Here is a 20,799-nt window from a genome sequence, read left to right as displayed (position 1 = left end):
TGGCTGGTTCAAACCACTGGTCCGGGGCTGATCGGGGGTGGCAATGCCCCGTCCGATCGTGTAACACCGCGCAACTTCAGGAAAACCCCGCGAAGCACGATTGGCCGCCGTCTCGGCGCTGTCGGCTTGTGACGGAAGGACACTATGCAGACCGTTGTCATCGTCATTCACCTCATGATCGTCACCGTTATGATCGGCGCCGTCCTGCTCCAGAAGTCGGAAGGCGGGGGCCTCGGCATGGGAGGCGGCGCAGGCTTCATGTCGAGCCGCGGCACGGCGAACCTTCTGACGCGGACCACCGCGATTCTGGCCGTCGGCTTCTTCCTCACCAGCCTGTTCCTGTCCTGGTATGCCGGCTACGACCGCAAGCCGTCGTCGATCATCGGTGCGCCGGCGTCGCAGACACAGCCGGCCGGTGGCGGACCGATCGCGCCGCCGACCTCGGGTGGCATCCTGGATTCGCTGAAGAAGGCCGACGAGCAGCAGCAGGCTCCGGCACCGAGCGGCCCGCAGGTACCGCGTTCGCAATAAAACAGGGGGGCCATGCAGGGCGGCTTCTACCGTCCTGGATCAACAATCCCTATCAAGGCTCTGTCACCACTCTCAGTTCTGGCTCACCCACAGCCCCGCAAAATGTTTGGGGCGGAATACGAATCGCTTTGGCGAATCGAATTCGAGGGATTAGAGGTTAAGCCCCATGGCGCGGTACATATTCATCACCGGCGGCGTGGTTTCTTCGCTCGGCAAGGGTCTGGCTTCAGCGGCACTCGGTGCCCTGTTGCAAGCTCGGGGCTACAAGGTCCGCCTCCGCAAGCTTGACCCCTATCTCAATCTCGATCCCGGAACGATGTCGCCGTATCAGCACGGCGAAGTGTTCGTGACCGATGACGGCGCGGAGACCGACCTCGATCTCGGTCACTATGAGCGCTTCACCGGGCGGCCGGCGACCAAGGCCGACAACATCACGACCGGGCGGATTTATCAGGACATCATCTCCAAGGAGCGGCGCGGCGATTATCTCGGCGCGACCATCCAGGTGGTTCCGCATGTCACCAACGCCATCAAGGATTTCGTCCTCGACGGCAACGACGATTACGACTTCGTGCTGGTCGAGATCGGTGGCACCGTCGGCGACATCGAGGGCCTGCCGTTCTTCGAGGCGATCCGCCAGCTCAAGAACGAGTTGCCGCGCGATCACGCCATCTACATTCATTTGACGCTGCTGCCTTACATCCCGAGCGCCGGTGAGCTGAAGACAAAGCCGACGCAGCACTCCGTCAAGGAGCTGCGCTCGATCGGCATCCAGCCGGACATCCTGCTCTGCCGTACCGATCGCGAGATCCCGAAGGAGGAACGGCGCAAGCTCGGGCTGTTCTGTAACGTGCGCGAGAGCGCCGTCATCGAGGCGCGCGACGCCGACAGCATCTACGCTGTCCCTCAGGCTTACCATGCGGCAGGCCTCGACGACGAAGTGCTTGCCGCCTTCGGCATCGGCTCGCGGATTCCGCCGGAGCTGCGGAGCTGGCAGCAGATCAACGAGCGCATCCGCAATCCCGAGGGCAACGTCACCATCGCCATCGTCGGTAAGTATACCGGCATGAAGGATGCGTATAAGTCGCTGATCGAGGCGCTCTCCCATGGCGGCATCGCCAACAAGGTGAAGGTCAATCTCGACTGGATCGAAAGCGAGATCTTCGAGAAGGAAGATCCCGCGCCGTTCCTCGAGCACGTCAACGGCATTCTGGTGCCCGGCGGCTTCGGCCAGCGCGGCGCCGAAGGCAAGATCCGCGCGGCGCAGTTCGCGCGCGAGCGCGACGTGCCGTATTTCGGCATCTGCTTCGGCATGCAGATGGCGGTGATCGAGGCAGCTCGGAATCTCGTCGGGATCGAGGAGGCCAACTCCACCGAGTTCGGCCCGACCAAGGAGCCCTTGGTCGGCCTGATGACGGAATGGCTGCGCGGCAACGAGCTCGAGAAGCGCACCAACGCCGGCGATCTCGGCGGCACGATGCGCTTGGGCGCCTATCCCGCGGCGCTCAATCGCGGCAGCCGCGTTTCGGAAGTCTATGGCGGCGCGACCGAGATTTCCGAGCGCCACCGCCATCGCTACGAGGTCAACACCGCCTATAAGGATCGCCTCGAGCAGCACGGGCTGAAATTCTCGGGCCTGTCGCCCGACGGCGTGCTGCCGGAGATCGTCGAGTACGAGGATCACCCCTGGTTCATCGGCGTCCAGTTCCATCCGGAACTGAAGTCGCGACCGTTCGAGCCGCATCCGCTGTTCGCGTCGTTCATTCGCGCGGCAATGGTTCAGAGCCGCCTGGTGTAATCGCTCAGCGCGTGGCGGTGCAGTCACCTGCAAGATGCATCGGCTCCGGCGCGGCCGGCATTGACGTATCAGGCGCAAGCGATCCCGTGACGAGCTTCATCTGCGGCCGTCGCGTCAGCTTGTAGACGGCGGCCGGCGGCACGTTCAGCAGGGCACGATCCACCAGCTTTGCGCGCAAGCCCAGCCGGTCGAGCACGGGCCGCGGGATCGGACAACTCATGCCGTAGGTGAACTGGTAGAAGGCGCCGCCGGGGCGGACATGACTGAACGCGCCACCGACGATCGAGACCACCTTGCGCGTCGACATGTTGAGCAGCGGCAGGCCGCTCACGACCGCGCCGACGGGCGCGCCGTCATAGAGGCGCTCCGTTGCGAGCCGCCCTGCATCCATCCACAAGACGCGCGCGTTCGGAAAACGCATCTGGAGCACCTTCATGAAGTCGGAGCCGTATTCGATCAGCGTGAGGTCCTGCTGGCGCACGCCGCGTTTGAGCAGCTTGTAGGTGAACGCGCCGGTGCCGGGGCCGAGCTCGAGAACAGGGCCGGTCGATGCGGTGATCTCGCGGGTGATGAGATCGGCCAGCGCCGCGCCTGACGGCGCGATCGCGCCGACGCGGCGCGGGGCTGACATCCATGACAGGAAGAACGAGAGGAAATCGTTGGGCATGCGCACTCCGGCATCTTGGTTGCGCCTCGCAGGTCAGAGGTGAGGCGGCCGAACAATCGCTTGAGTGCATTGCGACAGCATTGCGTGCCGCCTGTCGATTGCGTCAATTCTCCCGGACGGGCGGCAGTGACATCCTGAAGCACGCGCCGCCGATCGCTGTGTCCGCGACCGAGATGTGGCCGCCATGCAGGAGCACGATCTCGCGCACCATGTTGAGACCGAGGCCGGCACCGCGATCGAGCGGTGTCAGCCGGTAGAACGGTTCGAATATCTGTTCGCGCTGATCGGCCGGAATGCCGGCGCCTTCGTCCGTGACCTCGATGCTCGCGGGCCTGCTGACACGAATGCCTATGGTGCCGCGGCGCGGGCCGTGCTGGATCGCATTCTGCACAAGGTTGGTCAGCGCGCGCTCCAGCGCCGCCGCATCGCCGATCGTTTCGACCGGCGTGGAGGGGGCGTCGAGCGCCAACTCGTAGCCGGCGGCAATGGCCAGCGGCGCAAGATCTGCGGCCGCGCTTTGCGCGATTGCGACGAGGTCAACGCGCGTGAAGGGATGGCCGCAGCGGTCGAGCCTTTGAATGTCCAGCAGCTGCTCGGCAAGCGTTGCTAGCCGCGCGGAATCCTCCAGCAACCGGGTCTTGTCCGGCCCCGCTGGAAGCGACTCCAGCCGCGTGTTCAGGATCGCGATCGGTGTGCGCAACTCGTGTGCGGCATCGGCGACGAAGCGCTTGTGGCGGGCATAGCCCTGGTCCAGCCGCGCCAGCGCGTCGTTGACCGCAGTCACGAGCGGCACGACTTCCAGCGGAATCCGGTCCAGCGACAGCCGCGCGCCGCGTTGATGGATGTCGATGCGCCGCGCCTGGTCCGCCGTCGCATCGAGCGCCTCGAAGGCGCGCCGCACGATCATCGGCGTGGCGATGAACGTCGCCGTTCCCATGAGAAGCAGACCGGGCAGGGCGATGCCGAGCAATGCAAGCGATGTCATGAACAACGCCTTGGCGCCGGTGAGCTTGCCTTGCGTCGCAGTGATGATTTGCACATTGCCGGCGTCGGTATCGACCCGCTTCAGCCGCGCCGGGGGCTTGCGCGGATCGTCCTCGAACAGCTGCCAGCCGAGCCGGGCCTGGCTGATCTGGTCGAGGCCGCTGCCGATGGCGGCGAATTCGGCCGGCACGGGGCCTTCGCTGAGCGAATGTCCCTGCCTGTCGCGGACCAGGAACCAGAGATCGGGGGTCTCGCTGCGCAATTGCTTCAGTTCGGTCGTCGACCGCAGGACCAGGTCGCCTTGCGCGTCGCGTCCGAGCGCGCGCTGGACGATATCGATCACGCGATCTTCGTCGCGTCCGGCGATCACGAATCCCGACGCGCTCAATGCCCCGACGACGACGGCAACGAGCGCCGTGAGCAGCACCGCCTGGAGCGACAGCAGGCGCAAGCTCAGCCGCGAGCGCAGACAATAGGGTTCGTGGTGCTTGCTCATGGCAGCTTCTTCAGGAGATAGCCGACGCCGCGGATGCCGTGGATCTCCACGCGCGCATCGGCTTCCGAGAGTTTGCGGCGCAGGCGCGACACATGCGTATCGAGCGCATTCGACTGGATCTCGTCGTCGAAACTGTAGACGACTTCTTCCAGCGCGGAGCGCAGCACGGTCCGGCCCATGCGGCGGACCAGGGCTTCCAGCACGAGGAGCTCGCGTCGCGGCAGCTCGAGCGGAGCCCCGTCGATGCTTGCCTCGCGATGGCCGAAATCGAAGGCGAGGCGGCCGGCGTGCATGATGTCGGGATGCAGCCCGGCGGGCCGGCGCAGCACGGCGCGCAGCCGCGCCAACAATTCCTCCACCGCGAACGGCTTTGACAGATAATCATCCGCCCCGCAGTCCAGTCCGGCGACCCGGTCGGCGAGTTCGCCGCGCGCCGTCAACACGATGATCGGCACGCCGTCGGCGCGCGCCCTGAGTTTCGGGATCAGGGTGAGACCGTCGCCATCGGGAAGCTGGCGATCGAGCAGGACGGCGGCGTGGACGTCGGCAGAAATGGCCTCTTCCGCCTCGGCAAGCGTCGGGGCGTGGTCCACGACCATGTCGTAGCGCTTCAGCGCCGACACCAGCGCGTCGGCCATTTCGGCCTCGTCCTCGACGAGCAAAATCCGCATGATCCGCACCTCAACCTCAATCGCGCCATTCTAGCGGCCGTATCATTGCGGCAGCATTGCGGGAACCGGCTCTCGATGAAGCGGCTTGAGCGGCTCTAGCCATGCACGGAACGCTACCGGGGCGGCCGAGCGGGCCTCAAGACACCGTCGGGGCCGGCCGTTATAACCGCCGGACCTGATCAGGGAGGAATACGAATGATCTACGAAATGCGCATCTATCGCTGCGTGCCCGGCCGCCTGCCGGCACTGCTCAAGCGGTTCGAGACCGTCACGCTGAAGGTGTGGGAAAAGCACGGCATCAAGCAGGCCGGGTTCTTCACGACCCTGATCGGTGAATCCAACCAGGAGCTGACCTATTTCCTGGCCTGGGAGTCGCTCGCCGAGCGCGAGAAGAAGTGGGCCGCCTTCATGACCGATCCGGACTGGATGAAAGGGCGCGCCGAGAGCGAGGCGGACGGCCAGATCGTCGGCAACATCGTCAGCCAGATCCTGGCGCCGACCGCCTTCTCGTCGGTGAAGTAGAGACGGCCGGCGCGAGGGCGTCGCGGGGAGCCTGGGCGCAACCCTGATATTCTGGGAGCCCAGGCCGAATGGGGTTGATCCGCCCTTCATCGCGGCTATGGTCGCGCCGAAACGAGGGATTTGCCTTGAGCTCTTCGACGTCAGCGGCTCCGGTCGTCACCATTGGCAAGGTCAAATTCGGCAATGATCTGCCGATCTCGATCATTGCCGGGCCGTGTCAGCTCGAAAGCCGCCAGCATGCGCTGGAGGTGGCCTCCGCGCTGAAGGAGATCGCCGCGCGGCTGCAGATCGGCCTCGTCTACAAGACCTCATTCGACAAGGCCAATCGCACCAGCGCGTCGGCCGCGCGTGGCCTCGGACTTGCACAATCGCTGCCGATCTTCGCCGAAATCCGATCGTCGCTCGGCCTGCCGGTCCTGACCGACGTGCATGACGCCGGGCAGTGTGCCGAGGTGGCGCAGGCGGTGGACGTGCTGCAGATTCCCGCCTTCCTATGTCGCCAGACCGATCTGCTGCTGGCGGCGGCCGCAACCGGCAAGGTCGTCAACGTCAAGAAGGGTCAGTTTCTTGCGCCCTGGGACATGGCCAACGTCGTGTCCAAGATCACGAGCGCGAACAATCCCAACGTGCTCGTCACCGAACGCGGCGCGTCCTTCGGCTACAACACCCTGGTCTCCGACATGCGCGCGCTGCCGATCCTGGCGCGCACCACCGGCGCCCCCGTGATCTTCGACGCGACTCATTCGGTGCAACAGCCGGGCGGGAAGGGGACGTCTTCCGGAGGCGAGCGCGAATTCGTGCCGGTGCTCGCACGCGCAGCCGTCGCCGTCGGTGTTGCCGGTATCTTCATCGAGACCCATCCCGATCCTGACAGCGCGCCGTCCGACGGACCCAACATGGTGCCGCTGCGCGAGTTCGAAGGGCTGATCCGAAGGCTGATGGCGTTCGACGCGCTCGCCAAGGATTCGACCAAAGCCGACCCGCGCTGATGCAGCAAGGCGAGGCGCGGGCGCACGATCACGGCCTGCCGGCCGCGCTTTACGTCATCTCCGGTGCAAGCTTCGCCGCGGCGCTCTCCGCGCGCGCGCTCGATCCGGTGCTGCCGCACGTCGCGGAGGACTTTGGCGTCAGCATCGCGACCGCTGCCGGTTTTGCCGCGGTGTTCGCCTTCACCTTCTCGATCATCCAGCCGATCGTCGGCGCCGCCGCCGATCTGTTCGGCAAGACGCGGCTGATGATCGGCTGCCTCGCGCTGCTCGGCCTTGCCAACATCCTGGGGGCGCTCTCGAGCTCATTCTCGGTTCTGTTCGCGACCCGTATCCTCGCCGGTATCGGCTCCGGCGGCGTGTTTCCGGTGGCGCTCAGCCTGACCAGCGATCTCGTCGGTCCGGAGAAGCGCCAGGTCGCGATCAGCCGCACGCTCGCCGGCGCGATGACGGGCAATCTCCTCGGCGCCTCGGCCTCCGGCCTGATCGGCGATTTCCTCGGCTGGCGCGGCGTGCTGGCGGTGCTCGGCGCGCTGGTGATCGTTGCCTCGATCGCGGTCGCCGCCGGTTTTCGTGGCGCCAAGGTCAAGCATCCGCCGAAGACGAGCCTGTCGGCGCTGAAGGCGGGCTATCGCACCATCTTCACCAACCCGAACGCCTATGTCTGTTATGCGGCGGTGTTCATCGAAGGCTGCTGCGTGCTCGGCCTGTTTCCCTACATCGCTTCGTTCCTGTTCGAGCTCGGTCAGACCTCGCTCTCGATCGCGGGCATCGTCATCGCGGGCTTTGCGGTCGGCGGCTTGTTCTACACGCTGACGGTGTCGCGCCTGCTGCCATGGCTGGGCATGAAGGGAATGATGATCGCGGGCATGACGCTGGTGGCTTCGCAGCTCGTTGCCGTCGGCTTCGGCCTGCGCTGGGAAGTGCAGGCGTTCAATCTCATCGTGATGGGATGGGGCTTCTACATCGCCCATGGCTGCCTTCAGATGTTTGCCAGCGAACTCTCGGTCGAGGCGCGCGCAACCGCGTTGTCGCTGCATTCGTTCTTCTTCTTCATGGGGCAGACGGTGGGGCCGCTCGCCTATGGACTTGGCCTCCAGCATGGCGGCAAGATGCCGACCCTGTTCGCGAGCGCCGCGATCATGGTCGCGCTGGGCTTCGCCTGTGCGCGGCTGTTGAAACAGCGGGCGCCATCGGATGCAGTCGCCTAAAAGATGTCTAGCGCCTGACGCGGCGTATCGTCATTTAGAACCTCCTTTCCTCAGTTTTTGCTTCATCTGGGAAAGCATCTTGGGGCCCCCCGCCGATAGTCTCTCGGCAATCGCACCAAGATCCGGATCAGCATTACGATATTTGCTGCCCCATAAGCCAAGCTCGGCGAGGACAGGCAGCAGATCAATGCCCGCCTCCGTAAGGCGATAAATCGCCTTCAGTTTATGCGTGGGGTCGTCATGACGGGTAAGGACGCCGCCTTCTTGCAGCGTTTGAAGCCGCTCCGCAAGCGTCCGCGATGATATCGTTTCATCGGACTGCAGAAATTCCCGGAAGTGCTGTTTCCCCGCGAAAACGATGTCACGCACAATCAGCAGCGTCCAGCGATCGCCGAGCAACTCCAGCGACAGACTGATTGGGCAACCTGATCGCTGTCTTCCCGACATCCGTAGTTCCCTTTGTAAATCGATTTACTATTGACATCATTCGAGGCTGGCGTCAATGCTTCCAAATGTAAACCAATCACAAAGTCTCAATGCTGGAGGAGTGGTGGAAAATGCCCGCAGATATCCATCAGGTTGCAAGCGGCGGCTTTTACATATTTCAGAAGGTGACAGAGCTCCTGGGCAGGAAACTGCGCAAAGACGTGACTTATCGATCTGTCCCGCTCGATGACGCCCGCAGCAGCATGATCGCAAACGGGATATCAGCCAGCTTCACGGAAGCGTTGATCGAAACTCCAGCGAGCTTCAATCGCCAAGAGCGATGGGCACTCGACACGCCAACTTCAGAAAACACAACTCGAACGACCTTCAAACAATGGGCTGCTGAATCGTTCGCAGCTTCGATCCTTGCATGATTCGAGAGAATAGACCGATGCGAAAACTTATCCTTCAGATGCAGGTGTCAGCCGATGGCTTTGTCGGCTCCTACGGAACGGTAAATTGGCAGCTATGGGGTTGGGGTGACAACAACTTTTGGGATGATGAACTGAAGCGCGATTTCAATGCTCACTTCGAGCGCATCGACACGATTCTTCTCAGTCGGAAGATGCTGAATGAAGGGTATCTACGGCATTGGGAGAACGCAGCGAACCGCTACCCAACTGAGCCATTCTACGCGTTCGCTAAGCGTATCACAGAAATGAGCAAAATGGTTCCGACGAATAAGCCAACGGAGCCGGCGTGGGAACGAACCACGCTTGTCAGCGGAGATTTGCACGAGGTGGTCGGCGCCTTAAAGAGCCAACGAGGGCGCGACATTGGCGTGTTCGGTGGCGCGGGGTTTGCCGCGGCGCTGATCGAACAAGGTCTCGTTGACGAGTTTCAATTCTACGTCAACCCGGCGGTATTGGGTGACGGCGTCAGGATCTTCGCGGCGTCGGGGTTCAGGAAGCTAAAATTACTCGAGGCCAAGGCTTATTCGAGCGGCATGGTTGTTAGCCGCTATACCTCGTCCCCCGAGCGAGCAAATCTTCGCGGTCGAGACCGAACGCGGTGAGTCAGAAACGGTCTCTTCAAGCTCAGCCCCGGCCGCGATAGGGCGCGACGCCCTGCTCGGGCACCCACAATCCCTTCGGCGCGCGGCCCGTCTGCCAGAACACGTCGATTGGAATGCCGCCGCGCGGATACCAATAGCCCCCGATGCGCAGGAACTTCGGCTTGATCTCGCTCGCGATGCGCTTGCCGATCATCACGGTGCAGTCCTCGTGGAAGGCGCCGTGATTGCGGAAGCTCGCGATGTAGAGCTTGAGCGACTTCGACTCCAGCAACCATTGGCCGGGGGCGTAGTCGATCATCAGATGTGCGAAATCCGGTTGTCCCGTGACCGGGCAGAGCGAGGTGAATTCCGGCACGGTGAAGCGTACCAGATAGTCCGTGCCCTTTTGCGGGTTCGGCACGCGGTCGAGCTGCGCTTCTTCCGGTGTGTGCGGCCATTCGACCGCGCGGCCCAGCTGAAGGGATTTCTTCGCCATTGTCGTCACATCCTGTTCCGCGTGCCGGGATGGACGCAAATGCCGCTGTCGTCAACCGGCGGCGACCGTCTGGATCATGACGATCCGGTCGTTGCCGGATTCGCAGCCCCAGAGCTCGCCCGGCCTCCCGTCGAGCTGGCGCACATTGGCGTTAGCCTTGTCGCTGGCGAACACGTTGAAGCGCTCGGTGGCGGGATCGAAGCGGACGATGGCGTTGGCGGAGAAATCGGTCAGCCAGACTTTGTCCTTGTCATCGACATAGACCGCGTAGGTGCGGGGACGCTCGCCGGGCAGCTTCCAGGTCTTCCAGGAGGCTTCCGCGGGATCGTGCACCGAGACGTGGCCACTGTTCCACTCGCTGACCCAGATCCGGCTTTTCGAATCCGACCAAACCCGTCGCGAACCTTGGCTCGGCGTCGGCGGCTCGACCACACTGGCGCTGCCCGTCGCCGGATCGATCCTGGCAATATAGCTGCCGGCAAGCGAGGCATACCAGACGTCGCCCTTGGGCGTGACGGTGATTCCGTAGGGGCCGACGCCCTTGGGCGCCCTGAACACGTCCATCCCGCCCGCGTTCGGCTTGAGGCGGCCGTAATAGCCGGACTGGCCGGTGAACCAATAGGTGCCGTCCTTGTCGAACACGCCGGTGTTGAGATTGGCGTAGGCGAACTTCTCGGGCAGGCGGAACAGGGTGACCTTGAGGTCGGAAGGATCGACGCGGGCGATCGCATTCTGGCCGCCCTCGGTGATCCAGGGCGCGCCGTCGGGGCCGATGGTCACGCCGTGCGGGGCGGCGCCCTGGCCGAGGCTGACCGTCTTATGGCTGCCATCCTTCGGATCGAGCCTGCCGAGCAGGCCCTTGCCCTGGGCCGTAAACCAGACCGTGCCATCGGGAGCGGGAGCGAGGTCGTGCAGACCGATGCCGGAGCTAATGGGGTAGTATTTTGTCCGGAACGGGCCTTCCTGCGCAAAACTCGGGCGCGTCGCGAGGAGGGCGATGCTCGAGGCAAGAAACTGGCGGCGATTCATGGCGTTACCCCGACCGTTTCAGATTGAGGTTTTGCGGCAGACCAGATGCGGTCAACCTTAGTCCGAGCCGCTTCACGCGTCAGTCGAAGCCCACCCTCCAAGCGTTCACATTTGCTTGCGGTCCGTGTAAGACCCGCGGCACCGATCAGCCCTAACGAACGGAAGTGCACATCATGACCGCCATCATCGACATCATCGGCCGCGAAATTCTCGATAGCCGTGGCAATCCCACCGTCGAGGTCGACGTCGTGCTGGAAGATGGCGCGCTTGGCCGTGCTGCCGTGCCGTCCGGCGCCTCCACCGGCGCCCATGAGGCGGTGGAACTACGCGACGGTGACAAGACTCGCTATCTCGGCAAGGGCGTCACCAAGGCGGTCGGCGCCGTCAACGGCGAAATCTTCGAGGCCCTGAGCGGCCTCGATGTCGAGCAGCAGGCCCAGCTCGACCAGATCATGATCGACCTCGACGGTACGCCGAACAAGAGCCGGCTGGGCGCCAACGCCATCCTCGGCGTGTCGCTCGCCTGCGCCAAGGCGGCCGCGAACTCGCTCGACATGCCGCTCTATCGTTACGTTGGCGGCACCTCGGCGCGGCTGCTGCCGGTGCCGATGATGAACATCATCAATGGCGGCATGCACGCCGACAATCCGATCGACTTCCAGGAGTTCATGATCCTACCGGTTGGCGCGTCCTCCTTTGCCGAGGGCTTGCGCTATGGCGCGGAGGTCTTCCACACCCTGAAGTCCGAATTGAAGAAGGCCGGCCACAACACCAATGTCGGCGATGAGGGCGGCTTTGCCCCGAACCTGCCGTCGGCGGACGCCGCGCTCGAATTCGTCATGAACGCGATCGGCAAGGCCGGCTACAAGGCGGGCTCCGACATCGTCATTGGCCTCGACTGCGCCTCGACCGAGTTCTTCAAGGACGGCAAATACGTCTACGAGGGCGAGGGCAAGACCCGCTCGATCTCCGAGCAGGCCAAGTACCTTGCTGATCTCGTCTCGCGCTATCCGATCGTGACCATCGAGGACGGCATGTCGGAAGACGACATGGACGGCTGGAAGGAGCTGACCGACCTCGTCGGCAAGAAGTGCCAGCTCGTCGGTGACGATCTCTTCGTCACCAACGTCAAGCGCCTCGCCGAAGGCATCAAGGCCGGACGGGCCAATTCGATCCTGATCAAGGTCAACCAGATCGGCACGCTGACCGAGACGCTCGCCGCCGTCGAGATGGCGCACAAGGCCGGCTACACCTCGGTGATGTCGCACCGCTCCGGCGAGACCGAGGATTCTACCATCGCCGACCTCGCGGTCGCCACCAATTGCGGTCAGATCAAGACCGGCTCCCTTGCGCGCTCCGATCGCACCGCCAAATACAACCAGCTCCTGCGCATCGAGCAGCAGCTCGGCAAGCAGGCGCTCTACGGCGGCAAGGCGGCACTGAAGGCGCTGGCATAAGCCAGCGGTCGGACAAGAACAGGGGAGGATCGACATGAGCGACGGCAAGAACGGCCTGCAACTGCGTTCGCTGATCAAGAAGAGCGGTGAGCTCGAAATCTCGCTGCTCGACGTGCCGACCCCCGAACCCGCCGCGGACGAGGTTGTCGTCCGCGTCGAGGCCGCGCCGATCAACCCGTCCGACCTCGGGCTCTTGATCGGCGCGGCCGACATGAGCACGGCAAAGGCTTCGGGCACCAAAGAAGCTCCCGTCATCACCGCGAAAGTGCCGGAAGGCGCGATGCGGGCGATGGCAGGCCGGCTCGACGAATCCATGCCGGTCGGTAACGAAGGCGCGGGAGTCGTGATCAGGACCGGCTCCTCGGATGCCGCGAAGGCGCTGATGGGCAAGACCGTCGCCATGATCGGCGGCGCGATGTACACGCAGTATCGCACGTTGAAAGTGCGCGAGTGCCTGCCGTTGCCGGAAGGCACCACGCCGGCCGAAGGAGCCTCCTGCTTCGTCAATCCGCTGACCGCGCTCGGCATGACCGAGACCATGCGGCGCGAGGGTCACAAGGCGCTGGTGCACACTGCGGCCGCATCCAATCTCGGGCAGATGCTGAACAAGATCTGCATCAAGGACGGCATCCCGCTGGTCAACATTGTGCGCAGCAAGGAGCAGGCCGACATCCTGCACAAGATCGGCGCCAAATATGTCGTCGATTCCACCGCACCGAGCTTCCTCGGCGATCTCACCAATGCGCTGGTCGAGACCGGCGCCACCATCGCCTTCGACGCCATCGGCGGCGGGAAGCTCGCCGGCGACATCCTCAACTGCATGGAAGTCGCGATCAACAAGACCGCGAAGGAATACAGCCGCTACGGCTCCAACGTGCACAAGCAGGTCTATGTCTATGGCGCGCTCGATGTCCGCCCGATTGAGCTGCCGCGCGGCTTCGGCATGGCTTGGGGCGTCGGCGGCTGGCTGCTGTTTCCGTTCCTGATGAAGATCGGGCAGGCGGACGGGGCCAGGCTGCGCCAGCGCGTCGTCGACGAACTGAAGACCACGTTTGCCAGCCACTACACCAAGGTGGTGTCGCTTTCCGAGGCGCTCGATCCCGCCAACATCGCGGTGTACGCCAAACGCGCCACTGGCGAAAAATTCCTCATCAACCCGAACAAATAATCGGGACGTGCGACGGCACGTCACCGAAAGAAGGTCTTGCCTTCTGAGCGAAGCCGGGGATTATTCCGCCGCCATTTGCACGCGGGAAAACCGCGGGGCGCTCAGAAGGGGACCTCATGACCGATCTTAATCGCCGCCATTTGCTTGCAGGCGCCGCCACCTTCGGTGCGGCTGCCGTGACCGGCTTTGGGCCGACCGCCGCCAATGCCTCAGTACCGCAAGCCGGCACGCAGGCGCCGGGCTTCTACCGCTACAAGGTCGGCAGCTACGAGTGCACCTCCATCAATGACGGTGCGCGCACTTTCCCGATGCCGGACAAGTTCGTCGTCAACGCGCCGAAGGAGGAAGCGCTGGCCGCTGGCGAGGCGGCCTACATGCCGAAGGGCATGGTCACGGTGCCGTTCAACCCGCAGCTCATCAACACCGGCTCCAAGCTCGTGCTGATCGATACCGGCAACGGTGTCGCCAATCTCGAGCCCAGCAAGGGCGCGGTCGGCCGCACGCTGCAGAACCTCCAGGCCGCCGGTGTCGACCCCAAGAGCATCGACGTCGTGCTGCTCTCGCATCTGCATCCCGACCACACCAACGGCATTCGTCTCGCCGACGGCGCGCTTGCCTTCCCCAATGCGGAGATCATGGTGCCAGGCAAGGACTGGGAGTTCTGGACCAGCGAGGACAACGCCGCCAAGGCCGAGTCCAACGCGATGATGAAGAACTACTTCGCCAACGTGAAGAAGACCTTTGCCGGCCTCGAATCCAAGGTGACGAAGTACGAGTGGGGCAAGGAGGTCGCACCGGGCATCACCTCGATCGCGACGCCCGGTCACACCCCGGGGCACACCTCGTTCGCGGTCGCCTCAGGCGATTCCAAGGTGCTGATCCAGTCCGACGTCACCAACATCCCGGAGTTCTTCCTGCGCAATCCGGACTGGCATGTGGTGTTCGACACCGATGCAGCGCTGGCGCAGGAAACCCGCCACAAATTCTACGACATGGCGGCGGCCGAGAAGGCGACCGTGATCGGCTTCCACTTCACCTTCCCCTCGGTCGGCCATGTCGAGAAGGACGGCGCCAAATATCGCCTGATCCCGTCGGCGTGGAATCCGACGATCTGAGCCGATTTGCAGATTTGTACCAGGGATCGGGCCGCCACTTGGCGGCCTGATTGTTTGGGCAACCGTTCAGAAACCCAGCGTTTCCAAATCCGACCGGTCCATGCACTTGCATCTATCGGTCGAGATCGCTTAAGTGCCGACCCGGCACTCCCGCTGAAGATTTCGAGGACACTCCATGGCCTACAATATCGTCACGATCGCCGGCAGCCTGCGCAAGGACAGCTTTTCGCTCAAGATCGCCAATGCGCTCGCCAAGCTCGCGCCGGCCTCGCTCAAGCTCGAGGTCATCACGCCGGCCGGCATCTCGTTCTTCAACCAGGACCTCGAGGGAGCGCCGCCGGCGGATTGGCTGTCTTTCCGCGAAAAAATCCAGAAATCGGACGGCGTCATCTTCGTCACGCCGGAATACAATCGCGCGATCCCGGGGGTGCTGAAGAACGCCATCGACGTCGCCTCGCGGCCCTATGGCAAGAGCTCGTTCAACGACAAGCCGGTGGGCATCATCGCGAACTCGCCGGGCCCGCTCGGCGGCGTCAGTGCCGCCAAGACGCTCCAGAACATCCTGCCGGGCATTTCCGGCCCGATCATGCAGCAGCCGGAGGCCTATCTGAACGGGGTGGGCGACGCGTTCGATGCCGACGGCAACCTGACCAAGGAGTCCCTGAAGCCGGTGCTCCAGGCCTATATCGACGCGTTTGCGGTGCACGTCGCGAAGCATCACGGCTGAGGCCGCGAACCCCGGGTCTCCGTCATGGCCGGGCAAAAGCGCGAAGCGCGTCTTCGCGCTAGATGTCCCGGCCATCCACGTCTTTGCCGAATTGACGAAGAACGTGGATGCCCGGCACAAGGCCGGGCATGACGGCTGAGCCAGGCATTGGAACGCCAAGCGGGCGGGCAATTAGCACGCCCTTAACCAACCTGTCCCATCTTCCCAGGATGGTCTCCCGCGCGCGCCTGAAATCGATCCTGACCGGTCTTGCCCTCTATGCGATGGCGGCCGCCATCGTCGGCTATTTCGGCGTCAACGCCTATACCGGCAAATACGGCCTCAACGCCCGCCAGGAGCTCGACCAGGAGATCGTGGCGCTGACCAGCGAACTGGCGCAGCTCAAGCGGGAGCGCGCCAGGAGCGAGCAGCGCGTTTCGCTGCTGCGCTCCGCGAAGATCGACCCCGACATGCTGGACGAGCGGGCGCGCTTCCAGCTCGACTACGTCAATCCGCGCGATCTCGTCCGGACGATCCCGGCGAACTGACACGCGAGCGGCACAAGCGCCATTTGCGGGGTTTGCGGTCTGCCGCTGACTCCATCGAGCCAGCGCGATTGCGATATGCAAGCAGCCCGTTGCTTCCTGCGGCTGACGTGAGCGGGTCTGCGATCGGTATCCACACACGATGCGGGAGTCAGGGAGCTAAATGTTGCCCGATCCGCGTCAAAGATTTTGCAATATTACGATCACGTTGCAGTGCGGCATAATGAAAGTCGTGCCATGCCGCCGCGGTGCTTTCCAAGGGCGTTTGACTTGGGTTAGACAGGGCTGAAGTTTTCTCTGACCCGGAATTCCCATGGCCGCACCCAAGAAAGCCGCCGCAAGCACTGCACAGGACAAGACCGACGGCGGTTCGCCCCCGGAATTCACCAGAGAGCAGGAGCTCAAGGCGCTCCGCGACATGCTCCTGATCCGGCGGTTCGAGGAAAAGGCCGGCCAGCTCTACGGCATGGGCGCGATCGGCGGCTTCTGCCACCTTTATATCGGCCAGGAGGCCGTGGTGGTCGGGATGCAGATGGCCCTGAAGCCGGGCGATCAGGTCATCACCGGCTATCGCGATCACGGCCATATGCTCGCCACCGGCATGGAGGCCAAAGGCGTCATGGCCGAGCTCACCGGCCGTCGCGGCGGCTATTCCAAGGGCAAGGGCGGCTCCATGCATATGTTCAGCAAGGAGAAGCACTTTTACGGCGGCCACGGCATCGTCGGCGCACAGGTCTCGCTCGGCACGGGGCTCGCTTTCGCCAATCACTATCGCGACAACGACAATGTCAGCGTCACCTATTTCGGCGACGGCGCGGCCAACCAGGGCCAGGTCTATGAGAGCTTCAACATGGCGGAGCTCTGGAAGCTGCCGGTGATCTACGTCATCGAGAACAACCGCTACGCCATGGGCACTTCGGTCTCACGCGCCTCGGCGCAGCAGGATTTCTCCAAGCGCGGCGCCTCCTTCAACATTCCCGGCCAGCAGGTCGACGGCATGGACGTCCGCGCCGTGAAGGCCGCCGGCGACGAGGCGGCGGCCTGGTGCCGCGCCGGCAAGGGACCCTTCATCCTGGAGATGCAGACCTACCGTTATCGCGGCCACTCGATGTCCGATCCCGCAAAGTACAGAACGCGCGAGGAGGTCGAAAAAGTCCGCCACGACCAGGATCCGATCGAGCAGGTGCGCAACCGCCTGTTGGCCGCCAAGGTCAGCGAGCAGGATCTGAAGGCGATCGACGCCGAGGTGCGCGACATCGTCAACGCGTCCGCCGATTTCGCCCAGCATGATCCCGAGCCGGATGCCGCCGAGCTCTGGACCGATATTTACCGCTGAACGCGCGCAAGCTTTCTTTTGGAGCCGATATGCCAATTCAAGTGCTGATGCCCGCGTTGTCGCCCACGATGGAGAAGGGCAACCTTTCCAAATGGCTGAAAAAAGAGGGTGAGACGATCAAGTCCGGCGACGTCATCGCCGAGATCGAGACCGACAAGGCGACCATGGAGGTCGAGGCGACCGATGAAGGTACGCTCGGCAAGATCCTGATCCCCGAGGGCACCGCCGACGTGGCCGTGAACACACCGATCGCGACAATTCTGGCCGATGGCGAAAGTGCCGCCGATCTCGCCAAGGCGCCCGCGCCTGCCCAGCAGCAGAAGGCTGCCGAATCCGTAGCCCCTGCCGCCGCGAAGACCGAGGCTCCAGCTCCCAAGGCTGCGCCGGCGCCGCAGGCCGTCGCAGAACCCGACCCGGAAGTGCCCGCCGGCACCGAGATGGTGACGCAGACCATCCGCGAAGCCCTGCGCGATGCTATGGCCGAAGAGATGCGCCGCGACGCCGACGTCTTCGTGATGGGCGAAGAGGTTGCCGAATACCAAGGCGCCTACAAGGTGACGCAAGGGCTGCTTCAGGAATTCGGCGCCAAGCGCGTCATCGACACGCCAATCACGGAACACGGCTTTGCCGGCATCGGCGTCGGCGCCGCGATGACCGGGTTGAAGCCGATTGTCGAGTTCATGACCTTCAACTTCGCTATGCAGGCGATCGACCAGATCATCAACTCCGCGGCCAAGACGCTCTATATGTCCGGCGGCCAGATGGGCTGCTCCATCGTATTCCGCGGGCCCAACGGCGCCGCTTCCCGCGTGGCCGCCCAGCACAGCCAGGATTATTCGTCCTGGTATTCCAACGTCCCGGGCCTCAAGGTCGTCGCGCCGTTCTCGGCCGCTGATTACAAGGGCCTGCTCAAGGCTGCGATCCGCGATCCCAATCCGGTGATCTTCCTCGAGAACGAGATGCTCTACGGCCACACTGGCGAGGTGCCGAAGCTCGACGATTTCGTGATTCCGATCGGCAAGGCGCGCATCGTGCGCTCCGGCAGCCATGTCACGATCATCTCGTGGTCGAACGGCATGAGCTACGCGCTGAAGGCCGCCGACGAACTCGCCAAGGACGGCATCGAGGCCGAAGTGATCGACCTGCGCACGCTGCGTCCGATGGACACCGACACCATCGTCAACTCCGTCAAAAAGACGGGACGTGCCGTCACGGTGGAAGAGGGCTGGGCCCAGAGCGGTGTCGGCGCCGAGATCGCCGCGCGGATCATGGAGCATGCCTTCGACTATCTGGATGCGCCTGTAACCCGGGTCTCCGGCAAGGACGTGCCGATGCCGTATGCCGCGAACCTGGAAAAGCTCGCGCTGCCTTCGGCTGCCGAAGTGGTCGAGGCCGCCAAAGCCGTCTGCTACAGGTAGACCATGGCGGGTCCGAAGGAGCAGCCATTGCCACCCGACGTCCTCGTCCGCGATGATGCGGTCGAGATCCTGCGCGTGTTCGTGCTGGACGGCGGGCTGTCGATGGCGTTCCAGCGGGCCTTCGACGAGCCCGACATGTGGGGCCTGCTGCTCGTCGATCTCGCCCGTCACGCCGCGCGCGCCTATGCGCGCGAGAGCGAATACACCGAGGAGGACGCGCTGAACCGGATCATCGAGATGTTCCAGGCCGAGATCGAGCGTCCCACCGACACCGGCACCACGACGCCGCGCGGGAAGGGGCACTGACCGTGGCGATCGAAGCCTATCATTTCGATTTCATGCTGGAGGCGATCCGCGAGGCGGAAGCCTCGATCGTGCAAGGCGGCCTGCCGATCGGCGCCGTGCTGACCCGCGACAACAAGGTCATTGCCCGCGGCCACAACAACCGCGTGCAGGAAAACAACCCGATCCTGCACGGCGAGATGAGTTGCCTGCGCGAGGCGGGTGCGATTTCGTTCCACGATACCGTCATGTACACCACGCTGTCGCCATGCGCGATGTGTGCCGGTGCGCTCGCACTGTTCAAGGTGAAGCTCGTGGTGATTGGAGAGTCCGTTACCTTCGAGGGCTCCAAGGACATTCTCGACAAGTTCGGCATCCCGTGGATCGACCTTGCCGACGACCGCTCCATCACCATGATGAAGAATTGGCGTTCCATCCCTGCCAATGAGCGCCTGTGGCAGGGCGACATCGGCAACTAACGTGGTCTGTTCGTCTTCGGTCCGGAGACGGATTTTTGCAAAGTTCTTCTTGAGGTCAGCATGCCCATCAACATCCTGATGCCCGCTCTTTCGCCGACGATGGAGAAGGGCAACCTCGCCAAGTGGCTGAAGAAGGAAGGCGACAAGGTCAAATCCGGCGACATCATCGCCGAGATCGAGACCGACAAGGCGACCATGGAGGTCGAGGCCATCGACGAGGGCACGATCGCCAGGATCCTCGTGCCCGAGGGCACGCAGGACGTCCCGGTCAACGACGTGATCGCGGTGCTGGCCGGCGAGGGCGAGGACGTGAAGGCGGCAGGTGCCGCCAAACCGAGCGCTTCGGCCGCACCTCCGAAAGCTGCTGAAGCTCGCGCTGCTGCGCCGGCTCCTGCGCCTGCTGCGCCCAAGGCCGCGCCGGCGCCCGCCGCAGCACCTGCACCGCAGGCCGCAGCACCGGCTGCGCAGAGCAACGGCCATGCCGGCCGCGTGTTCTCCTCGCCGCTGGCGCGCCGGCTCGCCAAGGAAGCTGGCGTCGATGTTGCGATGGTGACCGGCACCGGCCCGCACGGCCGCGTGGTCGCGCGCGACGTGGAGCAGGCCAAGTCCGGCAAGGGCCTCAAGGCTCCCGCGGCGGCGCCGTCAGGTGCACCCTCGGGCGCGCCGACCATGTCGGACAAGCAGATCCTGGCGCTGTTCGAGCCGGGCTCCTACGAGGTGGTCCCGCATGACGGCATGCGCCGCACGATTGCGCAGCGTCTGACCGCGTCGATCCAGAACGTCCCGCACTTCTATCTCACCATCGACTGCGACATCGGCAAGCTGCTCGCCGCGCGCGAGGAGATCAATGCGGCTGCTCCCAAGGATAAGGAGAAGAAGCCGCTCTACAAGATCTCGGTCAACGACTTCGTCATCAAGGCGATGGCGGTGGCGCTGCAGAAGATCCCGAATTGCAATGTGAGCTGGACCGAATCCGGCATGGTCAAGCATCACCATTCCGACGTCGGCGTCGCCGTGGCGATGCCGGGCGGCCTGATCACGCCGATCATCCGCAAGGCCGAGACCAAGACGCTGTCGACCATCTCCAACGAGATGAAGGATTTTGCGGCACGCGCGCGCTCGCGCAAGCTGAAGCCCGAAGAGTACCAGGGCGGCACGACGGCCGTCTCGAACCTCGGCATGTTCGGCATCAGCCACTTCACTGCCGTGATCAATCCGCCGCATGCGACCATCCTCGCGGTCGGCACCAGCGAGGAGCGGCCTGTAGTCCGCGGCGGCAAGATCGAGATCGCGAACATGATGAGCGTGACCCTGTCCTGCGATCACCGCGCCATCGACGGCGCGCTCGGCGCGGAACTGATCGGCGCCTTCAAGCAGCTGATCGAAAATCCCGTCATGATGATGGTCTGACGCGCGGTAGAG

General features: G+C 63.8%; 23 protein-coding genes. 17 read left to right on the top strand and 6 right to left on the bottom strand.

The window, feature by feature from the left end; all coding sequences use genetic code 11:
• Positions 1-144: 144 nt before the first annotated feature.
• Both secG and ACFQX9_RS25265 read left to right on the top strand, forming a co-directional pair.
• Positions 145-531: a preprotein translocase subunit SecG gene (secG, locus tag ACFQX9_RS25270; RefSeq protein WP_007590603.1), complete on the top strand. Its 387-nt coding sequence runs from the start codon at positions 145-147 to the stop codon at positions 529-531.
• 166 nt (positions 532-697) lie between these two features.
• The gene (locus tag ACFQX9_RS25265; RefSeq protein WP_007590604.1) at positions 698-2,329 is read left to right on the top strand and encodes a CTP synthase; all 1,632 of its coding nucleotides are present in this window, start codon (positions 698-700) and stop codon (positions 2,327-2,329) included.
• A gap of 4 nt (positions 2,330-2,333) precedes the next feature.
• On the opposite strand, the gene ACFQX9_RS25260 is transcribed toward ACFQX9_RS25265, so the two are convergent.
• The 3 genes from ACFQX9_RS25260 to ACFQX9_RS25250 all read right to left on the bottom strand — a co-directional run bounded on the left by ACFQX9_RS25260 (position 2,334) and on the right by ACFQX9_RS25250 (position 5,147).
• Positions 2,334-2,996, bottom strand: coding sequence for a class I SAM-dependent methyltransferase (locus ACFQX9_RS25260; RefSeq protein ID WP_018458074.1), 663 nt, complete (start codon positions 2,994-2,996; stop codon positions 2,334-2,336).
• Positions 2,997-3,099: 103 nt separating this feature from the next.
• Positions 3,100-4,476 carry a sensor histidine kinase gene (locus tag ACFQX9_RS25255; RefSeq protein WP_377790992.1) on the bottom strand — a complete coding sequence of 459 codons (1,377 nt, stop codon included), beginning with the start codon at positions 4,474-4,476 and terminating at the stop codon, positions 3,100-3,102.
• Positions 4,473-5,147, bottom strand: coding sequence for a response regulator transcription factor (locus ACFQX9_RS25250; RefSeq protein WP_247362721.1), 675 nt, complete (start codon positions 5,145-5,147; stop codon positions 4,473-4,475). The genes ACFQX9_RS25255 and ACFQX9_RS25250 overlap by 4 nt, the downstream gene beginning before the upstream one ends.
• A gap of 195 nt (positions 5,148-5,342) precedes the next feature.
• Between ACFQX9_RS25250 and ACFQX9_RS25245 the strand changes: the two genes are divergently transcribed.
• The 3 genes from ACFQX9_RS25245 (at position 5,343) to ACFQX9_RS25235 (ending at position 7,866) form a co-directional block, all read left to right on the top strand.
• Positions 5,343-5,669, top strand: a complete 327-nt coding sequence (locus ACFQX9_RS25245) for an NIPSNAP family protein (protein WP_247336773.1) — start codon at positions 5,343-5,345, stop codon at positions 5,667-5,669.
• Between the two features lie 125 nt (positions 5,670-5,794).
• Positions 5,795-6,658, top strand: coding sequence for a 3-deoxy-8-phosphooctulonate synthase (gene kdsA, locus ACFQX9_RS25240; protein WP_018458071.1), 864 nt, complete (start codon positions 5,795-5,797; stop codon positions 6,656-6,658).
• Positions 6,658-7,866, top strand: coding sequence for an MFS transporter (locus tag ACFQX9_RS25235; protein WP_085353232.1), 1,209 nt, complete (start codon positions 6,658-6,660; stop codon positions 7,864-7,866). Before kdsA ends, ACFQX9_RS25235 begins: the two co-directional genes overlap by 1 nt.
• 30 nt (positions 7,867-7,896) lie before the next feature.
• On the opposite strand, the gene ACFQX9_RS25230 is transcribed toward ACFQX9_RS25235, so the two are convergent.
• On the bottom strand, positions 7,897-8,313 hold the full coding sequence (locus tag ACFQX9_RS25230) for a helix-turn-helix domain-containing protein (RefSeq protein ID WP_085395042.1): 417 nt from the start codon (positions 8,311-8,313) through the stop codon (positions 7,897-7,899).
• Positions 8,314-8,423: 110 nt separating this feature from the next.
• Here ACFQX9_RS25230 and ACFQX9_RS25225 point away from each other — a divergent pair, with 110 nt between their 5' ends.
• Together ACFQX9_RS25225 and ACFQX9_RS25220 are read left to right on the top strand one after the other, a co-directional pair.
• Positions 8,424-8,726, top strand: a complete 303-nt coding sequence (locus tag ACFQX9_RS25225; protein ID WP_143275400.1) for a hypothetical protein — start codon at positions 8,424-8,426, stop codon at positions 8,724-8,726.
• Between the two features lie 17 nt (positions 8,727-8,743).
• On the top strand, positions 8,744-9,367 hold the full coding sequence (locus tag ACFQX9_RS25220; RefSeq protein WP_085395044.1) for a dihydrofolate reductase family protein: 624 nt from the start codon (positions 8,744-8,746) through the stop codon (positions 9,365-9,367).
• Positions 9,368-9,389: 22 nt separating this feature from the next.
• Here ACFQX9_RS25220 and queF read toward each other — a convergent pair whose 3' ends face one another.
• Positions 9,390-9,842: a preQ(1) synthase gene (gene queF / locus ACFQX9_RS25215; RefSeq protein ID WP_018458066.1), complete on the bottom strand. Its 453-nt coding sequence runs from the start codon at positions 9,840-9,842 to the stop codon at positions 9,390-9,392.
• A 51-nt stretch (positions 9,843-9,893) separates the two neighbouring features.
• Positions 9,894-10,871 carry a lyase gene (locus ACFQX9_RS25210; protein WP_085395046.1) on the bottom strand — a complete coding sequence of 326 codons (978 nt, stop codon included), beginning with the start codon at positions 10,869-10,871 and terminating at the stop codon, positions 9,894-9,896.
• 173 nt (positions 10,872-11,044) lie between these two features.
• Here ACFQX9_RS25210 and eno point away from each other — a divergent pair, with 173 nt between their 5' ends.
• The 10 genes from eno (at position 11,045) to ACFQX9_RS25160 (ending at position 20,787) form a co-directional block, all read left to right on the top strand.
• Positions 11,045-12,328, top strand: a complete 1,284-nt coding sequence (gene eno / locus ACFQX9_RS25205; protein WP_018458064.1) for a phosphopyruvate hydratase — start codon at positions 11,045-11,047, stop codon at positions 12,326-12,328.
• A 34-nt stretch (positions 12,329-12,362) separates the two neighbouring features.
• Complete coding sequence (locus ACFQX9_RS25200; RefSeq protein WP_018458063.1) at positions 12,363-13,496, top strand: zinc-binding dehydrogenase; 1,134 nt, start codon at positions 12,363-12,365, stop codon at positions 13,494-13,496.
• A 116-nt stretch (positions 13,497-13,612) separates the two neighbouring features.
• Positions 13,613-14,611, top strand: a complete 999-nt coding sequence (locus tag ACFQX9_RS25195; RefSeq protein WP_247397137.1) for an MBL fold metallo-hydrolase — start codon at positions 13,613-13,615, stop codon at positions 14,609-14,611.
• Between the two features lie 175 nt (positions 14,612-14,786).
• A complete protein-coding gene (locus ACFQX9_RS25190; protein ID WP_085353225.1) occupies positions 14,787-15,338 on the top strand; it encodes an NADPH-dependent FMN reductase in 552 nt (183 codons plus the stop codon).
• A gap of 209 nt (positions 15,339-15,547) precedes the next feature.
• On the top strand, positions 15,548-15,865 hold the full coding sequence (locus ACFQX9_RS25185; protein WP_007590617.1) for a septum formation initiator family protein: 318 nt from the start codon (positions 15,548-15,550) through the stop codon (positions 15,863-15,865).
• A gap of 310 nt (positions 15,866-16,175) precedes the next feature.
• On the top strand, positions 16,176-17,198 hold the full coding sequence (gene pdhA, locus ACFQX9_RS25180; RefSeq protein WP_085353223.1) for a pyruvate dehydrogenase (acetyl-transferring) E1 component subunit alpha: 1,023 nt from the start codon (positions 16,176-16,178) through the stop codon (positions 17,196-17,198).
• A gap of 29 nt (positions 17,199-17,227) precedes the next feature.
• A complete protein-coding gene (locus ACFQX9_RS25175) occupies positions 17,228-18,616 on the top strand; it encodes a pyruvate dehydrogenase complex E1 component subunit beta (RefSeq protein WP_026233491.1) in 1,389 nt (462 codons plus the stop codon).
• A gap of 3 nt (positions 18,617-18,619) precedes the next feature.
• Positions 18,620-18,922 carry a DUF5076 domain-containing protein gene (locus ACFQX9_RS25170; protein WP_007590623.1) on the top strand — a complete coding sequence of 101 codons (303 nt, stop codon included), beginning with the start codon at positions 18,620-18,622 and terminating at the stop codon, positions 18,920-18,922.
• A 2-nt stretch (positions 18,923-18,924) separates the two neighbouring features.
• Positions 18,925-19,377, top strand: coding sequence for a nucleoside deaminase (locus tag ACFQX9_RS25165; RefSeq protein WP_085353221.1), 453 nt, complete (start codon positions 18,925-18,927; stop codon positions 19,375-19,377).
• Between the two features lie 60 nt (positions 19,378-19,437).
• On the top strand, positions 19,438-20,787 hold the full coding sequence (locus ACFQX9_RS25160; RefSeq protein ID WP_377790991.1) for a pyruvate dehydrogenase complex dihydrolipoamide acetyltransferase: 1,350 nt from the start codon (positions 19,438-19,440) through the stop codon (positions 20,785-20,787).
• Positions 20,788-20,799 lie beyond the last annotated feature (12 nt).

This window comes from Bradyrhizobium sp. GCM10028915, from assembly GCF_042666195.1.
Taxonomy (GTDB): domain Bacteria; phylum Pseudomonadota; class Alphaproteobacteria; order Rhizobiales; family Xanthobacteraceae; genus Bradyrhizobium; species Bradyrhizobium canariense_D.
Note: the sequence above shows the minus strand (reverse complement) of the source record. Positions and strands in the feature narration are given on the sequence as shown.